General features: G+C 47.7%; 18 protein-coding genes. 6 read left to right on the plus strand and 12 right to left on the minus strand.

Annotated features, from left to right (window positions below):
* Nucleotides 1-27: 27 nt before the first annotated feature.
* The 5 genes from PLA01S_RS16435 to PLA01S_RS16455 all read right to left on the minus strand — a co-directional run bounded on the left by PLA01S_RS16435 (nucleotide 28) and on the right by PLA01S_RS16455 (nucleotide 5659).
* Nucleotides 28-1890 (minus strand): ABC transporter ATP-binding protein, encoded by a 1863-nt coding sequence (locus PLA01S_RS16435; protein WP_127593141.1) that lies wholly within the window; start codon nucleotides 1888-1890, stop codon nucleotides 28-30.
* Entirely contained in the window at nucleotides 1887-3674 is a 1788-nt protein-coding gene (locus tag PLA01S_RS16440; RefSeq protein ID WP_127593142.1) for an ABC transporter ATP-binding protein, read from the minus strand. Before PLA01S_RS16440 ends, PLA01S_RS16435 begins: the two co-directional genes overlap by 4 nt.
* A gap of 239 nt (nucleotides 3675-3913) precedes the next feature.
* Nucleotides 3914-4159, minus strand: coding sequence for a hypothetical protein (locus tag PLA01S_RS16445; protein ID WP_127593143.1), 246 nt, complete (start codon nucleotides 4157-4159; stop codon nucleotides 3914-3916).
* Nucleotides 4160-4538: 379 nt separating this feature from the next.
* Entirely contained in the window at nucleotides 4539-5093 is a 555-nt protein-coding gene (locus PLA01S_RS16450) for a chromate transporter (protein ID WP_127593144.1), read from the minus strand.
* A complete protein-coding gene (locus tag PLA01S_RS16455; RefSeq protein WP_127593145.1) occupies nucleotides 5093-5659 on the minus strand; it encodes a chromate transporter in 567 nt (188 codons plus the stop codon). Before PLA01S_RS16455 ends, PLA01S_RS16450 begins: the two co-directional genes overlap by 1 nt.
* A gap of 107 nt (nucleotides 5660-5766) precedes the next feature.
* On the opposite strand from PLA01S_RS16455, the gene PLA01S_RS16460 reads away from it, so the two are divergent.
* Nucleotides 5767-6654, plus strand: a complete 888-nt coding sequence (locus PLA01S_RS16460; RefSeq protein ID WP_218033657.1) for a LysR family transcriptional regulator — start codon at nucleotides 5767-5769, stop codon at nucleotides 6652-6654.
* A 299-nt stretch (nucleotides 6655-6953) separates the two neighbouring features.
* Here PLA01S_RS16460 and PLA01S_RS32010 read toward each other — a convergent pair whose 3' ends face one another.
* Nucleotides 6954-7103, minus strand: coding sequence for a hypothetical protein (locus PLA01S_RS32010; protein ID WP_164817446.1), 150 nt, complete (start codon nucleotides 7101-7103; stop codon nucleotides 6954-6956).
* Between the two features lie 617 nt (nucleotides 7104-7720).
* Here PLA01S_RS32010 and PLA01S_RS32630 point away from each other — a divergent pair.
* The 3 genes from PLA01S_RS32630 to PLA01S_RS33050 all read left to right on the plus strand — a co-directional run bounded on the left by PLA01S_RS32630 (nucleotide 7721) and on the right by PLA01S_RS33050 (nucleotide 9548).
* Nucleotides 7721-8758 (plus strand): hypothetical protein, encoded by a 1038-nt coding sequence (locus tag PLA01S_RS32630; RefSeq protein ID WP_246059610.1) that lies wholly within the window; start codon nucleotides 7721-7723, stop codon nucleotides 8756-8758.
* Between the two features lie 221 nt (nucleotides 8759-8979).
* The gene (locus PLA01S_RS32635; RefSeq protein ID WP_246059612.1) at nucleotides 8980-9381 is read left to right on the plus strand and encodes a hypothetical protein; all 402 of its coding nucleotides are present in this window, start codon (nucleotides 8980-8982) and stop codon (nucleotides 9379-9381) included.
* Nucleotides 9288-9548 carry a hypothetical protein gene (locus PLA01S_RS33050; RefSeq protein ID WP_371860424.1) on the plus strand — a complete coding sequence of 87 codons (261 nt, stop codon included), beginning with the start codon at nucleotides 9288-9290 and terminating at the stop codon, nucleotides 9546-9548. The genes PLA01S_RS32635 and PLA01S_RS33050 overlap by 94 nt, the downstream gene beginning before the upstream one ends.
* A gap of 164 nt (nucleotides 9549-9712) precedes the next feature.
* On the opposite strand, the gene PLA01S_RS16475 is transcribed toward PLA01S_RS33050, so the two are convergent.
* On the minus strand, nucleotides 9713-10195 hold the full coding sequence (locus PLA01S_RS16475; RefSeq protein ID WP_127593146.1) for a tetratricopeptide repeat protein: 483 nt from the start codon (nucleotides 10193-10195) through the stop codon (nucleotides 9713-9715).
* Nucleotides 10196-10344: 149 nt separating this feature from the next.
* Entirely contained in the window at nucleotides 10345-12582 is a 2238-nt protein-coding gene (locus tag PLA01S_RS16480) for an MMPL family transporter (RefSeq protein ID WP_127593147.1), read from the minus strand.
* Between the two features lie 167 nt (nucleotides 12583-12749).
* On the opposite strand from PLA01S_RS16480, the gene PLA01S_RS16485 reads away from it, so the two are divergent.
* The gene (locus tag PLA01S_RS16485; RefSeq protein WP_100537637.1) at nucleotides 12750-13373 is read left to right on the plus strand and encodes a TetR/AcrR family transcriptional regulator; all 624 of its coding nucleotides are present in this window, start codon (nucleotides 12750-12752) and stop codon (nucleotides 13371-13373) included.
* A gap of 130 nt (nucleotides 13374-13503) precedes the next feature.
* Here the strand turns inward: PLA01S_RS16485 and PLA01S_RS16490 are convergent, their stop codons facing one another.
* The 4 genes from PLA01S_RS16490 to PLA01S_RS16505 form a co-directional block, all read right to left on the minus strand.
* On the minus strand, nucleotides 13504-14139 hold the full coding sequence (locus tag PLA01S_RS16490; protein ID WP_100537638.1) for a nitroreductase family protein: 636 nt from the start codon (nucleotides 14137-14139) through the stop codon (nucleotides 13504-13506).
* Nucleotides 14140-14263: 124 nt separating this feature from the next.
* Entirely contained in the window at nucleotides 14264-14713 is a 450-nt protein-coding gene (locus PLA01S_RS16495; protein WP_127593148.1) for an RrF2 family transcriptional regulator, read from the minus strand.
* Nucleotides 14714-14842: 129 nt separating this feature from the next.
* Nucleotides 14843-16846, minus strand: coding sequence for a Na+/H+ antiporter (locus PLA01S_RS16500; RefSeq protein WP_127593149.1), 2004 nt, complete (start codon nucleotides 16844-16846; stop codon nucleotides 14843-14845).
* A gap of 194 nt (nucleotides 16847-17040) precedes the next feature.
* Nucleotides 17041-17799: an SDR family oxidoreductase gene (locus PLA01S_RS16505; protein ID WP_127593150.1), complete on the minus strand. Its 759-nt coding sequence runs from the start codon at nucleotides 17797-17799 to the stop codon at nucleotides 17041-17043.
* 224 nt (nucleotides 17800-18023) lie between these two features.
* On the opposite strand from PLA01S_RS16505, the gene PLA01S_RS16510 reads away from it, so the two are divergent.
* Nucleotides 18024-18632: a TetR/AcrR family transcriptional regulator gene (locus PLA01S_RS16510; RefSeq protein WP_127593151.1), complete on the plus strand. Its 609-nt coding sequence runs from the start codon at nucleotides 18024-18026 to the stop codon at nucleotides 18630-18632.
* Nucleotides 18633-18673 lie beyond the last annotated feature (41 nt).

An 18673-nucleotide genomic window follows, 5' to 3' on the forward strand; every position in this document is an offset into this window, starting at 1 on the left:
TATCGATTGCAATCATGATCTTACTTATTATCCTGTTTCTTCGCCATACCACAGCTGCCGGAAGCTTTCGCTTGAAGCCAGCAGCTGTTCTGCCGTGCCTTCAGCCTCAATCTCTCCGCCATTCAACACGATGATATGGTCCGCATGGTGAAGTGCTGCTTTTCGATGCGATACGACAAGGCAAGTCGCCCCGCCGCGCTCGCTGAACAGCCGCTCCCATAACTTACGCTCGGTCTCAACATCCAATGCGCTGGATAAATCGTCAAATACATACAGCTCCGCGTCCCGTACCAGCATCCTTGCGGCCGCTGTCCGCTGAGCTTGACCGCCGGACAGCTTGACTCCTCGTGGTCCTACCATCGTCTCCAGGCCATGCTGCAGATGCTTGATATCTTCTTCCATTACGGCCGCATGTAGTGCGCGGTCCAGACTGCCCGGCTCCTCGAGTATACCTAGCAGGATGTTGTTTCGCAGTTTATCACTGTACAGCCTGGGGATCTGCGCAGTATACGCACTCTGTGGAGGTATAAAGAAATCAGCGGGTTCTGTTATCCTCTCACCGTTCCACCGGATCTCGCCCTTTTCAGCTGGCAGTAAGCCCAGCAGGGTGCGAACCAGCGTCGTTTTACCGCTGCCGATCATCCCTGTAACGACAGTAAAGGTACCACGCTTCAGGGTCAGATTAATATTCGATATACCGCGTCCGGTTTCGGGATATTGATACGACAGCCCTTGCGCTTCAAGCAGTGAGAGAGGTGGCGCCTCGATATAAGCCGTTTCCACGCCGTCTTCGGCTGCGGATATGGCGGAAGGATTGTATCCTCCATTCGTTAACAAATCTTTCTGAGCCCTATGATGAGGATTAGCACCCTTCTCTGTATTCTGTTTGTTCTTAAGCTTTCCGATACCGATATAATTGGCTGCCGTAAGCAGTGAAGCCGGTGCCCCTTGCAGCATGGATTGGATCCGCTGAAAGCTGACACCCATCTGTTTGTAATAGGTCATGAAGTTGCCTACGTTCGATATGAGCTGCGTGACAAAAGTTAAATAATATACAAAGAGCGACAAGTCCCCGACCGTAAAATCGCCATTTCGCATCTTAAGACTCGCAAGCACGAGAATCAATCCTGTGCCGAGATTGACGGAGTTGGTGAATACGGAAGATAAGGTCTCCGTTAACAGCTTATCCTTCACCATGGATTGGCGCCGTTTCTCACTAAGGCTTACAAACCGTTCCACTACGCGTTTCTCAGCCCCTGCGACTTGGATGGCTTGCACATTGGCAAACATTTCGCTAATCGCACCGGTTACCTTGGCCGTCGATTCCCGGCTTGCCGCTCTGTATTTCTGGATGCGTGCGGTCGCAATCTGGGCTGCAGTGACCACGAGGATCAAAGGAACGAACACGAGGATCGTCAGCTGCAGATCGATGGATATGAGAATCCAGCTGGCTACAATGACGAAACCGATAAGTCCTAACGTATCCACGGACCAGCTCGTCGCTTCTTCGGCTTGATCGACGTCATCCCGGAAATTGCTGATGGCTTCTCCGGGCGAGCAAGGTATTGCTCGTGCTCCTGGCTCTTTCATGACATGGGACAGCATATTGCGGCGAAGCAAGGTGCTGATGCGGAAGCGGAAATGCACGTCTGTCATGAAACCGCCGAAGATCAAAGCAATCCGGGCTAATGCAGCGCCAATGAGGAGCACGGCAATCGCCCAAACGCCGTAGGGAAAAACATATGTACCTTCAAGATGGTCGAAGAAAGCTTTGGTTAACAATCCGGGAACCAGCGGTGCCATATGAATAAGGGACCATGCCAGCAGGTTGATAAGATACAGACCCGGCCGGTACAGAATCAGCCGCCAGAAAAAATGTCTTGTTTTCATGCCAGCACCTCCTCCATTCCAACGGCAAGCATGCGGCTAAACCGTGATTGCGGGTTTGAGGCAAGCTCTTCCCGGCGACCGCTTTCGAGCATTCTGCCATTCTCCAAAATAAGAATCCGTTCGGCACGCTGAACCGTGGCCAAGCGGTGGGCAATGATAATACATGTCTTCTCCTGAAGAAGACGCGTAATGGCTGCTTCAATCCGGTATTCCGTTAACGGGTCGAGGCGGGACGATGCTTCATCAAGGATGACGAGACCCGGATCCGTCAGAAAGACACGGGCAAACGCCAACAGCTGGGCCTCACCGGCCGACAGGCTCCCACCGCCTGAGGCCAGGCTCGTATCGAGCCCTTCGGGAAGCGAAGCATACCAGTCTCCAAGCCCAAGCTCCTCAAGCACGGATATAATTCGGCTATCCTCGATGCCTTCATCAAACAAGGTCAGATTATCACGAACAGTCCCTTCCAAAATCTCAATATTCTGCGTAACCATCGCGACCTTGCGCCTCAGTTCATGAAGCTTGCAGACCCGGATATCCGTTCCTGCCAGCTCGATGCTTCCCTCCTGAGGATCATAGAAACGCAGCAGCAGGCGGGCGATCGTCGTTTTGCCGCTGCCTGTACGCCCGAGCAGCCCCAGAGTCTGGCCCGGCTCGAGCCGCAGCTGAAGATTTTCAAGCGTAGCCTGTCCGCCCTCTTCATATGCGAAGTTAAGATTGCGGATTTCCACCGACAACGGGCCAGACGGAAGCGGCGCTCCAGGGCCGTCTTTAATCTGAGGTTCGGTTGCAAGCAAATCGCGGACGCGCATCAAGCTGGCATCCGCTTTTTGCAAATCCTCCAATTGGGTACGAATCTTCTCAATCGGCTTGGCTAGCAGCTCGGTATAATAAAACACGAGATAGATGGAGCCGATCGTCAAGCCGCCCTGTCCATTCTCCCACAGTATGGCGCACACGATAAAAGCGGCAGCATTGCCAAGCGCAAACACCAATATCGTGGTGCTCCACATCAGAAAAAATCCGATGAACGCACGAACCCGAACCGGCAGCATCCGCCTGGCCATCTCATAAAATCGATTCATGACATATCCAGCCGCCCCGTTGGCACGCGTATCTTCGGTTCCTTCGAGGTGCTCGCCGATGAATCCGTAGAAATCCGCATTCAGCTCGCGCCATCGCTTCCATACCGGTATCGCAAACCGCCGGATATGCTGAATGACATAGATGCTGCCGACAACGAACACTGTCATAACAAGACCAATCCAGAAGTTCTCCCGATACAGAAGAGCCAGGATCCCGATCATAAGGAGCAGATTGCCGAACAGATGGATAATAAAGCTGGAGAAGAAATTGGCAAGTGCATTCACATCGCCATCGACCCGTTCGATTAAAGAGCCGGACGTTTGCGTTTTGTGGAAGCTCATATCCAGCGACAGGCAGTGCTCCGCCAATTCAGCGCGAAGTTTGTTGGTTGTCGTCCAGCCCAGATTCTCGCTATAGTAAGCAGCCGCAATGGATACGCCTTGTTGGAGCAATGAAAATACGATAAAAAAACCTGCCGCATAATAAAGGGATGTCAGATTTCCCTCTCCTTGAGCCGTATCGATAAAATACCGGATGATCTGCGGATTAATCAGTTGCAGCCCGATTGAAAATAATAGCAGCACCGTTAGGGCTGCCAGCAGTTTCTTATGCGGGAATACGTATCGGATTAACATCTCCCGGTACATGCCAATCCCCGTGGTCCTTCGCTTGCTGTTTAACGTGTGATCGCTTTGCATTCGTCTATAATCCCCCCGCTTCAGGTTAACCCTCTTGATAATAATAAGCTTCCTGGGAAGATATGACAAGAACGTGGGTTCCTGTTTTCAAAAAAATTTACAGTCGATTGATTAGAAACCATCTGCTGCCGCAAAATCACTCTGATTAAGAACTCTTTTGAGCCCCACGCCAAAAAGACCAGCCCCCTCAGTAGGGAACTGGTCTTCAAAACCGTTACGTATAGAGAATCAACACTATCTTATGTCTCTGCTACTAATTTTAAGAATTGATTAATCATTTCGGGGGTTATTTCCTGGTTCTCGGGGACTTTGACTGCCGGGCTCTTATCAACGGATTGGATGGCAATATTGGATCTGACTGCACTTGAAGCGATACCGGATCGGGCTTGTCCATCATGCACATTGTCATGGTTAGCTAGCATCATCATCAGAAAAGCACTTCCAAGTCCTATCGACCACATACTCATTTTGTTTTTCTTGTTCATCTGCGTTGCTCCTTCCATCACTTGTAGTGACATACTTAGTATAAGGTCCAAACCTTAACGAGAGATGAAGGCAGCCTAAAATCCAGTTAAGTAAAGTGAAGATATGATCATTTCCATGAAATTCCATCACTCCTGCTATATACCATAGTTTTCCGTATTAACTGATTTGAATCATTAGTTTACATAACATAAATTATGTTGGAAGTCACACAAACAAGCGCGAAAAACGTATGCTACGCAAGCATTAATTCAAACAAGCCGGGACCTGGCTCCTTGCCCCATCCTCGTTCGGATAATTTCGATCCCTTCATACTAACACTTGCGGAACGGCGGAGTATCAGCTCCGCTGTTTTCTGCGCGACAAGCCGCGAAACTTTCTTTAATGAATAATGCCTCCCAGTATCCCCGTCAGAACCATGAGAAGAATCGGGTTCATCTTCCATTTTCTCAATACAAACAAAGACCCTGTAAATACACCTACAGCAATCCAATCCACTTTAGCAGCCGCGTTTATTGCTGAAGTCCCAAGAAACGTCATTAGCAATATGGTTGCAGCAGCCGAAATAATAAGCCCCAGTGAAGCCGACCTCAAGCCATTCAAAGCTTCAAACACATAGATAGATTTATTGAATTTTTGAAAAAAGCGATACAGCAATATAGAAATGCCGACACCTGAAATCACGCAGCCGAAAGTAGCAATCATTGCGCCCGGTATCCCCGCGACCTGTAAGCCAACAAATGTGGAGGTGTTTACTGCTAATGGGCCGGGTGTCATTTGCGAGATGGTAATGATATCGGTAAAAACCCTTTGTGATACCCATGCGTGTTTTTGAACTGCCAGTTCCTGAATGTACGGGATGATAGCGTACCCACCCCCGATACTGAACGAACCGATCTGAAAAAAGACCCATAACAGTTTCAATAGTTCCCCCATTATTTCTGCCGCCTTTCATTAAGCCACACTCGCACAATGCATAAAAAACAACACACGATGAGGATAATGGCTACATTGACTTCAAAGATAAAATTCGCCAAAAATGCTGCCGGAATCATCAGGGTAAGAAATAGAGAACGTTCTTTGATCATCATACTGCACATATCCACAACGAAATCAACGATAAGGGCTGCAACGCCTGCCTGCATTCCTCTCAATACTGCGGAGATTAACGGATCCGCCGCAAACGCAACATAGAACGTGGAGATGAATCCCAATATGACGAGGGATGGAATGACAGCAGCAATACAACTGATTGCAGCGCCCGTCATCCCCGCTACCCGAAACCCTGCGAGAGTTGACAAGTTGATTGCGATTGCTCCTGGTGAGGACAGTGCAATAGCAGCCATATTGACGAGTTCATCTTCGTTGAGTCGTTTTTTCCTGGATACAAAATACTTCCGAATCATCGGAACAACAACATACCCACCGCCAAATGTAAATGTGCTGATAAACAAATTTATGCCCAGAAGCCAGATGTATAGTTTGGTTCTTTGGCTTATCATCAGATCGCCTCCTTGTCACCCTGTTATTATGGGGGTTGATGATTGATTAGTAAAATGATATTATTTCGAAATAACGATTAGTTTTATTCATGGGAGGGGGAGCATCAATGATGACTCTTCGGCATTTTGAAATTTTTCGGGCAGTAGCAGAAACGGGAAACTTCACAAGGGCTGCGGAAAGGTTATATATCACGCAATCGGCAGTTTCTCATGCCATACGTGAACTGGAAGAAAAGGCAGAAACAGCATTGTTTGACCGACTTTCAAAAAGCGTTCAGCTTACAAAAAGCGGCCGGCTTTTGCTGGAGGAAGTTACACCGATTCTATCTTCGTGCGAAGCATTAGATGCACGCATCAGCTGTTTGGAAAAACAAGCTCCCCTGCACATCGTTTCCAGCATTACCATTGCAGCGTTCTGGTTACCAAAAATCTTGAAAGCCTTTCAAAAAGATTGGCCTGATCTCCGGGTCAATGTCGATGTGGTCAGCGCAGCGAATGCCATTGAAATATTGCGGAACGGCAAAGCTGACATCGCTTTGATTGAAGGTGCGGCTCCCCAAGGGCCTTTTACATGCATCCCTTTTGCTTCCTATCCGTTATATGTTGTGTGCGCTCCTAACTATCTCATCACGCACAAGGAGTTGACTCTGCAACAATTTTGCTCTGAAAAACTATTGTTGCGTGAAAAGGGAAGCGCCATCCGCGATACTTTAGACAGCGTTCTTTATTTGTCCGGACATACCGCGCAACCTGCCTGGACAAGCGTAAATTCCCTAGCATTGATCGAAGCTGCCAAGGCTGGATTCGGCATCACGATTTTGCCTGATGTTCTTGTAAGCGAGCAGCTATTGCAGGGGGAATTGATTTCACTGTCTGTTCAAGACCTCTTGTTGAGAAATGAATTGCTTGCCGTTCACCATCGAGATAAATATCTGACAACTCCGTTAAGGGCCCTTCTTTTGCACATAGAATCTACGATGTCTCATGGGCCTTAAAACCATGGGCCTTAAAACGTTTGAGATATTTTGTTTGAAATACTACCACGATCCTCTGTGCAAGAATTTTTCTTATTTACGGGCCGCCAGCGTCGGAGGCTGAGATCATCGATAAAGTCGGTCTTATCCTGCACGCGAATCTTGGGAAACGTAGATCGAGTGTGCGATTAATTGGCCGAGACGAGCTTGTTGAGATAATTTTTAAAATGAATTCTGGTTCTGTTCCGAACCCAAAGCAGGTCATTCAGAAGAATCCTACGTAAACTCAATCATGCAACCGTTGCGAAAACCCTGTGGTTCTAAGGAGAGGCCCTAAAGGGAAATTCTATGGGTTGTAGTACGTTACCAAAGAGCAGAAACATGAAGCCTGTTTCATCTTTAAAATCGAAAAAAGAAGCAATCACCCAGCCCTGGCAAAGCAGGAGGATTGCTTCTTTTGCATTGGTCATTGAGCTATCAGCATTCGCTCAGTTAGTAACATTCTAAGTATATTAGAAGCTAGTGTAGATGATTGTTTTCAAAGTTTCTTATCGTACGCATTTTCATGTTATGCTGACTGAATTTTTCCTTAGCGTATGTTTTTTGCGTTTTGTTGGCGTTACCCCATGCCCATCAAGCTAAGAAATTAATACACCCCCAAAACGAAAAAAAAGCTATCCTTTATTAACAAAAAGAATAGCTTCTTTTCGTTTTTGGGGTATTCCAAAATTTTAATTTGATGGGCAACGGGTTTATCCGAGGTACATGTAAAATTGCGTCACTTACATTAGCGGACATTATGATGATGAATCAGCCTATTTCATTTCCGCTAATGGCGATTAGGGGAAATTCCAAGTTGGCACTTCATGACAGCTTCGCTGTTTGATAAACCTAATTAACAAGGGTTTCCGCTGATTTGGAAACGGAATCTCTAGCATGTGACCTATTTCTACCCGCATGTCAGCTGTGCCCGACTAAGGTCTAGCTGGAAAATAGACCTTAGTCTATTTTCGCCAAAGAAATGTTTTTGTAAAATTTCATTGAAAACTGAGATCGAAATTAAAAGGTTAAGGAGCTGGTCTCAACAATGACTTCAAATAACCAAAACCACATTGGAGAAACAATGGCTAAGATGGATGGTGCCAAGATTTCGAGATCGGTTGATAAAGACCCGAGCATACAATCTTATTTTCAAATGTGGGCTGCACTCGGGGCCTGCGCCGTAACCCTGCTAGCCGTTATATTGAAGCCCTTTTTTCCAGACGGGCCAGACTATACAAAGGGATTTGCTCCAATGTGGGTTACGGCATTCGCATCAATAATTGGATTGATCGCTTTGCTGCTGTCAATGGGTTGGACGCGGGTAAGACTTGTGCCACGTCTACTCGTTCTAATCAGCGCATGGAGCGCTTCTATTCTGCTAATCTGGTCATCTGCTGGTATCGTCTTTGACACACTCCGCACGGCCGCTGTGCTTGGAATACCTGGTTTGCCCCCCGTCGTGGACTGGTCAGGCTTTGCGTCCCGGGCTATAAGCCTTACAGGGGCAACGTTACTGGCAATGGTTACCGTCTCTTTTCAGCGCGTATCCCGCGGTGCATGTGTTGCGTGTGGCCAAGTGCCCTTGATCAAGGGAAAGAGTCGCTCTAATGTGTGGCTTGGCTATGCCGCTTTCATCCTTTCATTTCCATACCCTTTGCTGAAAATCTACTGGTCACTTGGCGGGAACTTATGGGGCGGTCAAAATTTCGGTCATCATTCTGCGTTTGGGGAAATTCTGGTTTTTGGTGCTAGTGCATTGCTTTCCCTTGCTCTTGTCCAAAGATGGGGGCGCATATTCCCCCGTTGGGTCCCGTTTTTTGCTGGCAAAAAAGTTCCTCGCTGGATTTTTATCATTGGAGGTTGGATTGCTGCCTGTATGACAGCTCCTATGGGACTACTGGCGATATTTGGGGCTTCTATGCAAGCACTAGGTCTGGCTGATGGTCCAGTGCGTTTCGATGGCAACGGATTGATGGTATCCATGGTGTACGGAGGGTGGTTGTTGTTAGGTATCGCACTTGGCGGAGCCACCTGGGTCTATCAGCAGCAAACTAGAACCAGATGCGCACAATGTGGCCGATAATGCCCATCAAGCTAAGAAGAATCTATACCCCAAAACAGGAAAATAAACTATCCTTTCTATATCAATTATAATTCCATAGAAAGGATTGTTTTCCATGAATTCCATTCCACTTTCTATCAGCGAAGAAATGCATTTACTAGCCCAACAGCTTCAACGTCATTTTTCTCCTACCCAACTTGAGGAGCTCGCTAGAAAAGCTGGCAAAGGTAAAAAAGCAATCGTTGTACAAAGAAATCGATTTGGAAGCTATTATGAATCGTCTTCAATCCGGAGAAATGGTAGAACTTCCCGAAGTGTATCTGGGTCTCTATAAAAAATTCCGCACACGGCTTCTCATCTGCAAACTTACAGAAGAACAGACTCAAAAGCGGCTCCTGATGCGTGCTAAACAGGAGAAAAAGAAAAACATGACCTATAAAGAACGAACAAAGCGTTTAAGTGCCATCAATATCTACAAGACTAATGCCCCTGACATCTACTTAAAAAAGAGCATGTTCATGACCTGTATTCCCTACGCTGGCAAATCGAGATTTTATTTAAAACGTGGAAATCCATCTTCCATATCGACCGGTGCAAGCCGATCAAAAGTGAACGCTTTGAATGTCATGTATACGGGCAGTTGATCGCCATTTTGCTTAGTTCTACTCTCATGTTTCAGATGCGCAGGCTTTTGCTGATGAAGAAAAAGAAAGAAGCCAGTGAGTTCAAAGTAATCTGTATCTTAAAAGAATTTTTTCTTTCTCTACATGATGCCATGAAAAAGCAAGCGGATGATGTCCAGCGAGTGTAGTCTAGAAATTGAAATTCAAAAATCTGTGAAGGCTTATTTAAGTCTGCACGAATTTCCGTTCAGGTCCCAATTGATTCGGATTATGAGAGGAGCGGTAGTATGTAACCTGTTTCTTTGTTCTTAGCTTATGCATGTGGCGTTACCCCTGTTTCGAATAATGTAGATTACTTCCAAATCTGATCGAGCTTATCCGAATAAAAGGTAATCGCCTTCTGGTAGCTATTGATTCCCTCATCATTACTGGTTTCGCCTACTTCTTTAAGAAGTAACGCCATCGCCTTATCGTATTGTCCCACATTGTACAAGGTCATCGCATAAAATACGTTGAACTCCCTCGCCTCGGGATACTCCTGCAATCCCTGCTCCAAAATGCCCTTGGATTTATCGTACATCCCCAACGTACGGTATGTGCTTCCAAGTCCAAGCAATGCGCCGCATCGCTCGGGATCCTTCAGTCCGGAAGAGATCGCCTTTTCATAATAAGGAACTGCATCGCTTTCAAGACCCATCAGATCATGCACCCAGGCCAGCTGATAATGGATTTCGGGATCATCCGGGGATTGAACCAACAGTCCGAGGAGAACTTCTTTTGCTTCCTCCGGTTTCCCTCCAGTACGGAGTTCAATAGCCTTTTGAATCGTTGTCATAGGTCACATCCCTCTTGATTTATAACGCCGCCTCCTCCTTATCTTACTAACGCCCCTTCACTCTCGTCAAAATCGGCAGCAACCACCTTCATCTCTTACATAACCTTAAGATGAGGTGGTTGTCCCAAGAATTCCTTATTAAGTTAAGGCTACGCTTTATTCTCAACGGTCAATGTAGATTTCTCTTCGGTAACCATCTGTTGTTTGCCTGGCCAGAAAGCCCACTTGCCCAGGATCGTTGTGATCGCGGGTACTAGGAAGGGTCTTACAATGAACGTATCCAGCATAACACCGATGGCCGTTATGATCCCAAACTGTACCAATACTTGAATCGGAAGCGTGGCCAGTACGGCGAAGGTCCCTGCCAGGATTAAACCGGCTGAGGTGATCACCGAACTCGTCTCGCCAACGCCTTCTTTAATCGCCTGCTTCAGTGGCATCTGCTTGCGTTTTTGCCATATGCTCGAAATCATGAATATGTTGTAGTCTTCGCCCAGCGCGACCAGGAATACAAACGAATACAGCGGTATGGCTCCTTGGATGGCTTCTGCTCCCAAACCGTAATGAATGATAATCCAGCCAAGCCCCAGGGCGGAGAAATAAGACAAGATGACTGTGGCAATCAGATAGACGGTTGCCACAATCGATCTCAGATATACCAAAAGCAGCAGCGTAATCAAGCCGATAACGACGGGAATGATCAGTTTGGCATCATGTTCTCCCGCGATCTCCGTGTCATACTGGGTAGCCGTTTGACCGCTGATCCACACGGCTTCCGCCGGATTCTCGACCCCTGCCTTCTCAAGTGAAACCTCCGCGATCTCCCTGAGATCCGGAATATGCTGCATCGCTTCCATAGAGTAAGGATTCATCGATAGCTCGATTTCATAACCGATAATATCGTTATTCTCCGCCCCATTCTGCGGTTCGGATACACGATCCACATAATCCAGAGCCTTCAGGCGTTCTTCAAGATCCAAAGCTTGCCCCGCGCCATCCACCATCAGCCGCACCGGCGCAAGCTCTCCTTCCGAGAACTGTTCGCCGATGACGGTGAATCCTTCGCGGGAAGGAACATCCTCAGGGAATGAGGATAGGAGATCGTAGGTGAATTTGATTTGGGATGAGAAGGTCGCAAGTCCACCCAGCAATACTAAAGCTACCAAGACGACGGTCCATGGCTTCGTTGTTACCATACGGCCGATCCGGCTCTCCTTCTCTTTGTGCGGTGCAGGAACCGGCTTTCCTTTTTTCTTGGCGCGCTCCGCTTGCATCTCCGGCGTTCTCGGAATGAAAGGATAAAAGGAACCTCTCCCGAACATAGCCAACAATGCTGGTACCAATGTCAGACTGGCTATGAACATGATCAGAATTGACAAGCTGAAAGGCACCGCAAATCGTTGGTATGCCCCGTACTGAGCCAGAAGCAGCGCAAACAGAGACAAAACAACCGTGAAGCCGCTCATCGCGATGGCGCCCGATGAACTCGTAATCGCCTGGAACAAGGCTTTGCGTTTATCGGGTTCATGCCATAGCAGCTGGCGGAATCTCGAAATCAGGAACAAGCAATAATCCGTCCCGGCTCCAAAGAGCAGCACGGTCATAATGGCGATGGATTGGGAATCCACGGTGATTACGCCTTGATCCGCCATAAAACCGAGAATCGGGCTAGTTACCATATAGGCAAAACCGACTGCTACAAGCGGGATTAGGGCAAGAATCGGAGAACGGTAAATCAGCAGCAGCAATATCAGCACCAGAAGCACGGTTGCAATCATGAGCGACACGTCGGCATCCTCAAACAATCCGGTTGCATCAATAGAGATTCCAACCGGACCTGTTACGCGAGCACTGATTCCGTCTCCGCTCTGGATGGCCGTCTGAAACGGATTACCGCCCAGCAATTGTTCCGATCGCTTCTCAAGCTCTGCCGTTCCTTCCTTGAGCTGGTCCGTCTCCTGGTCTTCTTCAAAAAATAGCGGCATCACCATCGTGCTCTGATCCTCTGACAACTGGGCGCTTAAAGCCTGCGGAGGCAGCTGATGGAAAGGAACAACGAAGGTTTGATACGGGAGCGGATCGGATTCCAGGCTCGCCGTCAACTCCTGCAGCTTGGTTAAATCCCCTTCGTTCAATCCATTGGCTTTATGCCACACGATGAGAGCCGGTACTCCCCCGTTGCTAGGAAATTCCTTATCGGCAATGGCTTCCGCTATGACGGATGGAACATCCTCCTTCAGGTTGGCTGCATTGTTATCCTCTTTATCTGCAACAGCCGGCCATAGCAAATTCAACGCCAGTGCGATGAGTACCCATACACAGAGCGTGACCCATTTGCTTCGCTTCCCTGCAACCCATTTACCGTAATTCGGTCCTGATCCGTGCATTTGTAGATCCTCTCCATTCCGTGATGTTCTTTATCATGATCTTGTTTCTTTCTTAGTAAGCCTGAAAACAAACCGCGCAAATTAATTATATATACCGGTAGGTTAATTTTCAATATTCATTTTGAAAAAATGACCTGCATGTCTTACACTATACACAGGAGGTCATCATGACAAAAATACGAAACCCCCGAAATCCCGGGCGTCCCAAAGCAGCTGCCGATCAGGCTCCTATCCAGGAAACCATCCTCTGGACCGCCTCCAAGTTATTCATGGAAAATGGCTACGAGCCCGTATCCTTGCAGCAGATCGCGAAGGCTTGCCAAGTGACCAAGGCTTCCATCTACTATCATTTCACAAGTAAACCCGAGCTGTTTAAAATAGCGGTAACCACGATTCTAGATAAAGCATATGCTTCTACTCGTCAGTTTCTGCAGGAAGCCGATACCCTAGAGTCTGGATTGATCCGGGTAGCCGAAGCGAAGATTGCCAAGCCTCATGCCGAGATGGAGACCATGATGCGGGAAGCACAGCCTTTTTTATCCCAGGAGCAGATGGCCGCTATCCGTGAGGCGGAACAGCGCATTCATGAAGTCATCGCCGATCGGTTTAATCAAGCCATGCGTTCTGGTGAACTTCGGGAAGGCAATCCTTTGCTCATGGCGCAGGCTTTTTCGGCGATGCTGATGCTGGGCAATCGTGAAGATACCCGAAGCGGTTATGCCAGCCCTCGTGATATGGCTGTTGAGATCGTAGATCTATTCTTGCACGGAGCCGTGAAACTTCCGAAGTAACACGCTGCTCTATAACTGCATGCTTCACACATGAACCAAGAGATTTAGTTCACGAATCATGAGCATCGATCATATCAACGCAAAAGAACGGAGATCATCAAGCAGGATCTCCGTTCTTTTTGCTTATGTTTTAGATTTCATTCCAGAAAGCAACGTCTTCAAGCGGCAATCTTACCGTTGGCCGACCTGGAGCGGCTGCTTTCCCGATGGCAATCAACATGACGCTGCGATAATGGGAAGGAATATTGAACTCTTCCACGAATTGAACTTTGTTATATCCGCCCATCGGTACGGTATCATACCCTCTGGCCCGTGCACTCAGCATCAGCTGCATGGAGATCAGTCCGGCATCCACATCCACGATGCTTTCTTTAACGGATGGATCCAGGTTCGCATACATATTTTCGGCCGTATAAATGAAGCGCTCCTTCACCTCTTCGGTCATATAACCAGCTTCTTCAGACATGGAATAAATCTTCTCGCCTTTCTCATACCATTTCAGATCGCCCAATACGGCGATGACGGCCGAGGCTTGAAGAACATGCTCCTGATTGTTGGCAATCGGATGCAGCTTCTTCAAGAGCTCAGCATCATCGATCACCAGAAAGCGCCATGGCTGGAGGTTGCTTGAGGAAGGTGCCAGTGTAGCGTCCCTAAGGATGGCTTCCATCTCTTCTCTTGGAATCTTTACCGACGGGTCATATTGACGAACCGAGTGGCGTTCCCGAATCACGGTTTGAAAATCGGATTTTGTTATGGTTGACATGGTTTTTCCCCTCCAAAATTATATTGTGCATTTTTTTGCACAGTTTAAATCGCGAGTTAACTGTGTTGATTTATGCACAGTATATAGCAGACTGAATTTCTTTGTCAACAATATTTTGAAAGGTTCACTGAGCCATGTCCGCAATCGTGCGGGATTCCAGTATTTTCAGGGTACTGTCCTCAATCTCGGATAAAATTCCGACAAAGGATTCCTTGATTTCCTCGGCAAAACAATGTCCGGAAGCTGCATCCAGCATACTGTCGCTGATGGAGCTGTGGACCTGAAGAATCGAGTAAACTTCAGCCAGCGTAATATCGCAGGCATTCTTCTTTAGCCGGTATCCGCCGTCTCTTCCTTCACGCGATTCAATCATATCGGCTTGCGCAAGTGTTTTCAGCACCCGTCGAATCAAAGTCGATTCCGAATGCAGATACGATGCGATATCGCCGCTTGAGCATTTGCCGGAGTGACGTTCAAGCGTAACCAGCGCCTGTACGGCCAGACTGAAGGTTTTATAAGTGGACGGGCAGGCCATTGTCGATTTTTTGGAGGCCGCTTCTTTATGGATGCTCATGTTCCTACCCCCTTTAAGATTGGAATTGCCTTTAATAGGTATTCTGCAGCTTTAGCTGTGGTTCCCATCAAGCTTTTCATTATTGTAACGTAAACCTGACACTCCATCAAGAACAACAAGGACCATCGTCTAATGGCCCTCGTCTTCAACCAAGCCTTGAGACTCATACAAATTCGCCTCACGGTAATTCACATCCATTCTTAAATGGCTCGCTAATGCCCGGTCAATATCGCCCTGTTCGAACATGTTTTGAATCTCGTTACGCTCTGACTGAATGGCTTTTAGCTCCAGTTCCCTTCGTTCACTGCTAAGCTTCTGCTTTCTTCGGCTCCATACACGATCATTCTGAAGAAAATGCTCCATTGCACGGTAGTCTGCAATAACCGCTTGCAGGATTTCCTGCCTCGGAGCCGGTTTCACTGCTTGGATTTCATGTATTGCTGCACGTATTGCCGCCAGCTTCAATGCCTTATACATGTCCCAATTCGGATGATCCGGAGACATCGGCGTTTCTTTGGCCTCGTTTTTTTTCAAAGAGTGCTTCCATTTCCGCCATATAGTCTTCGTGAGCAGCTTGAACCTATATCGGCTGGTAAGCAGCATCTCGACTTTGTTCAGCGAGGATAGGAACTGCTCCGCGACCCTTGCAGAAGCTTTATCTTCCTTAAGCCATATTTCTGCAACGTTCCGTTCCGCAGTAAGTCCGATTTTTCTGACTGCGATCGTGGCTTCCCAGAACTCTCGCATGTCGTTTTTATCCGTGATTTGAGAATGCTGAAGCCGCTTGGTATACGCATAGATGAGCTGAACCGCCTCCTCCCTGTTTTCATCCGTCATTTCTTCCCGCACGGTTCGTATTCCCGCTTGCAGCATATGAAGCCGCGCTTCTTTCTCGCGATCGATCACCACAGCCGAATCCGCATGTTTCTCACGTGTCAGCAGCGGAAGCAGAACACTTGCGATGAGCAGCGTTAAGAGGATGACGCCTGCGCAAATGAATAACATTAAGCTTCGCTCTGGAAAAGGACGGTGGTCCGCAAGGGTGAGCGGGATAGAGAAAGCCGCGGCCAGCGTCAATGCCCCTCGTACGCCCGATAGTGCAGTCAGCAGGGAAGATTTGAACTGACGGTTCGTTGAAGCCCATACCCATACGAAGCGCAGCAATATCAGTACAGCCGTAATCAGCAATATATAACCGACGACTTGTCCATTGTTATAGGCAGGGTCACTCCATATTTGATTGACGACCCCCGGGATTTCATGCCCGAGCAGAAGGAACACCAGCCCGTTTAACGTGAACAGAATGACGGACCAGGTGCTGTCTGATACAACTCTAAGCTTAATGGATGCCGATCGCATACGATCCCTCTCGACAGCGTGGGTAACACCCGCAGCAACGACAGCCAGAATCCCGGATAAATGAAATTCTTCGGCTATGAGGTAGATGATGAATGGCGTCAGAATGATAATCAGCATATGAAGCGTGACATCCTCCATCCCGAGCCGGCGCAGCAGCATTCTGAACCAGATCACAAGAAATCCTAGAAGCGCCCCGACAACGATGCCTCCAACCGCAATGACAAAAAAACTGCCGATCGCATTCGTTAAAGAAAAATAACCCGTCACTGTAGCCGCAATCGCAAAATTAAATGCAACGAGACCGGACGCATCATTCATGAGCGCTTCGCCTTCAAGTAAATGCATGATTTTTCCCGGCAGCTTCACCCTGCCTGACAGGGAGCCCACCGCAACCGCATCGGTAGGCGACAGTATTGCCGCCAACGCAAAGGCAGCCGATAACGGTATGCTCGGAATAAGCCAATGAATGAAAGGTCCCGCGATCAGAACCGTTGCAAATACGAGGCCTAGCGCCAGCAGCAGAATATTGGACCTGAGCTTCCATAACTCGCTCCGCGGGGTCAGCTTCCCGTCATTAAACAAAAGCGGTGCGATAAACAGGACCATGAACAATTCCGGATTCAGCGGCACGTGATGGAAACCGCGGATATAGGCGGCCCCGATCCCAAGCGCAATCTGGATCAACGGGACCGGAATGAATGGCAGAAATCGATTGATGATGTTGGAAATACCGACAAGGACGAGAAAAATAAGTACCATAAGAAATATTTCCACAATGCATCTGCTCCTTCCTCGAGAGAATAACCTATGTAAACATGGGCATGTTCGTCAGTAGACGGATTTAGGTTGTGTAGAATCGGAAAGGTTTATTTATGAGTTGGAAAAGTTTCAACCTTCATGCCGCTGCAAAAAACAAGGCTTCCTAAAGGAGAAGTCCTTTAGAAAGCCCTAACGCTTGCGATGACTTATTAATATGCCGTCCAGCCTGCATCGGCTGTAACCACCGTACCGTTTACAAAGCTGGCTTCATCGGAAGCGAGGAACAATACCACCTTCGCGATCTCTTCCGGTTCGCCTGCCCGCGGGTTCAAGTTCATTCCAGCCATCGCTCTTTCCATGCCAAACGAATTCGGCGCGTTGATGGTGGTGCTGATATTGGTGCTAACAGCACCTGGAGCTACCGCATTACACCGGATTCCCTGCGTTGCATATTGAAAACCGACATTTTTGGTTAATCCGACAACGGCATGTTTAGCAGCCGTATAGGCAGCACCTGCTCTGGATCCCATAAGACCTCCAGCAGAAGCAATGTTGACAATGACTCCGCTCTTCTTCTCCAGGAAGATTGGCAACGATTTACGAATGGTTCTCATCGGTCCCGTTGTATTAATGGCAAATACGCGATCCCACAACTCATCCGTTACATCTGCAGCCGGTACGAAGTTGTCCATAATGCCGGCATTGTTGATCAAAATATCAAGCGTTCCATATTCATTAACGGTGGCCTCCACCAGCTGTTGCACTTCTTCTTCCTTGGCCACATTCGCTGCCAGTGCCAGGGCCGTGCCGCCTTTCGCTGTAATTCCGTCAACAACGGCCTGAGCCGCCTCAAGACGTAAGTCTGACACGACAACTTTTGCGCCTTCGGCAGCAAACAGTTCCGCTGTCGCTTTTCCCATACCGGAAGCGGCACCTGTAACAATCGCAACTTTACCAGTTAATCTCATGTTCCATACCCCCATTATTGGTTGTGATATCATTTTGGAAATCAGGGACAACATTCAACAGCTGTACAATACACGACATATGTCTATTCTAGTATAATCGTAGTATGATTTAGGTCACAATCATTAAAAAACGTGGAAATGTACGATACCGAACAAAAATCATAAAATTGTTTATATTTTAACTATCAAATTCGTTATATTTTTAACCGAAAGGAATCGAATCTATGCAAACGAGCAATAAAATGACCGATCGTCGCATCGTCCGCAGCAAAGAAGCTTTAAAACAAGCGCTCCTATCACTCCTCTCCCAGAAGAGCTTCTCCAGCATTTCCATTACGGAAATCGTAGAGCTAGCCAATTACAATCGAGGAACCTTTTATACCCATTACGACAACAAAGAGGCTCTTCTGGATGATATCTTGACTCCTTTAATGGAGGAACTGGTCGCTTCCTTCAGGGCTCCTTACGGGGAAGTCGACATATTTCATATCGATGAGCTGCCCGCCAATGCGGTAAAAATATTTGATCATATTCATCAGAATGCCGGCGTGTATACTTCGCTGTTCAAAAGCGATGTGCTGCCGTTAGTCCGGGATAAAATGTTCTCGGCATTAAAGCAAATCGCCTTGGAGGACTTGGACTATCCAAGCGAAGAGCTAAACCATGAGCTTCTCATCATCTACAACATGCACGCCTTAATCGGCCTGGTATTCCACTGGATCGAGAACAATTTCCACTATTCCGTCCCTTATATGAGGGATCAACTGGTTCTCATGATTAACTGGAGGCCGAGAAGCGTAAGAACACAGATTAAGCGCACGGACCTTACTTGAAATCAATGAGCAGATAACATAGAAAAATAACGTAGAAAAAC

Origin of the sequence: Paenibacillus lautus NBRC 15380 (genome assembly GCF_004000945.1) — a bacterium.
GTDB lineage: Bacteria > Bacillota > Bacilli > Paenibacillales > Paenibacillaceae > Paenibacillus_AQ > Paenibacillus_AQ lautus.